The 1,156-nt window shown below is 45.9% G+C and carries 3 protein-coding genes; all 3 read left to right on the plus strand.

Features of this window, described 5'->3' with window-relative positions; genetic code table 11:
• Positions 1–178 precede the first annotated feature (178 nt).
• Positions 179–400 (plus strand): peptidase M50, encoded by a 222-nt coding sequence (locus tag DWX32_RS19125; RefSeq protein ID WP_118660871.1) that lies wholly within the window; start codon positions 179–181, stop codon positions 398–400.
• 70 nt (positions 401–470) lie between these two features.
• The gene (locus DWX32_RS19960) at positions 471–638 is read left to right on the plus strand and encodes a hypothetical protein (protein WP_172733540.1); all 168 of its coding nucleotides are present in this window, start codon (positions 471–473) and stop codon (positions 636–638) included.
• Positions 639–825: 187 nt separating this feature from the next.
• Positions 826–1,156 (plus strand): MobA/MobL family protein (locus DWX32_RS20375; RefSeq protein WP_243037649.1); only part of this gene is annotated, 331 nt, incomplete at its 3' end.

Here is a 1,156-nt window from a genome sequence, read left to right on the forward strand (position 1 = left end):
CGCTTCCCCTGCGCTGGCTGCCGCCAGCTACCCTTTTGTGGACTTGCCATCTGGGGACACCTTGCGTTGCAAGTTGTTCCCAGCCGACAAGTTTTACAAAATCTCTCTATACTTTGACGGTCGAATAAAGTATAATGAAGTCAACGACTAATCGATATTTAACGAGGAGGTAATGATTATGAGTAGAAATATAAAAGGTGGTTTTTTAACATTAGGTGGTATTGTTGGTATTGTAGGAATGATAATAGCGGCAATGCAAAATCCAGCAACTGCATGGGTAACGCCACCTGGAAGAATGATTGTAAGTATTTTAGAAAATGGATTATTGATTCCTACGGTTTTATTCCTTGTTCTTTTTATTTATGGATTGTATATTCTCCTAACGGAGAAAAACGATTGAGCAATACAGGTTTGTCGAATTAAGAAAACCGGTATTTGTGGAGGAGGAATTTTTAACGGAGGAATTGCATATGAAAAAGTACAGGACGGTGTCTTGCGTCATTATTATGGCGATTGCTGCAATCGCAGGATTCTTTATTGGTGCTACCTTGGATGAGGCAATGGGCGGAGCTATTCTGTTTTCGATGATTGCAGGAATTGCTTGTATTGTCTATAACATTGAGAATCGTGAAGAATAACACAACTTCCAGTTTGCCACCCACACATCGGGTCAACTTGCCCCGAACTTTTACAACTAAATACCCGCCGCCAACACAGCGGCGCACCGAGCAGGAAATCTGAAAAAGGTCTCCTGCTTTTTTTCTGCCCAAAATGAGGTGGTAAAACGCCACCCCATCCACCAATTAGCGAAAGGAGGGATACGAAATGCCCTGTCCACATAACGAAATCACGATTGTTCAGCGCAGCCAACGGCAGTCTGCGGTTGCCGCCGCTGCTTACCAGAGCGGCGAAAAGCTGTTCTGTGAATATGACCAGCAAGTGAAGCACTACCCGGAAAAGCGTGGTATCGTCCACAATGAAATCCTGCTCCCGGCAAATGCCCCACAGGAATATGCCGACCGTAACACCTTATGGAACGCAGCCGAAGCGGTGGAAAAACAATGGAACTCCCAGCTTGCAAGGAGGTGGGTGCTTACCATCCCCAGAGAGATACCGCCTGGCCAGTACGCTGTCCTTGTCCGGGAGTTTTGCCAGC

It is taken from the genome of Blautia sp. AF19-13LB, from assembly GCF_003479105.1.
Taxonomy (GTDB): Bacteria; Bacillota; Clostridia; order Lachnospirales; family Lachnospiraceae; genus Fusicatenibacter; species Fusicatenibacter saccharivorans.

Bases quoted from the DNA above. Each gene is read 5' to 3' on its own strand.
- DWX32_RS19125 (WP_118660871.1), top strand. From the start codon at position 179: ATGAGTAGAAATATAAAAGGTGGTTTTTTAACATTAGGTGGTATTGTT.
- DWX32_RS19960 (WP_172733540.1), top strand. From the start codon at position 471: ATGAAAAAGTACAGGACGGTGTCTTGCGTCATTATTATGGCGATTGCT.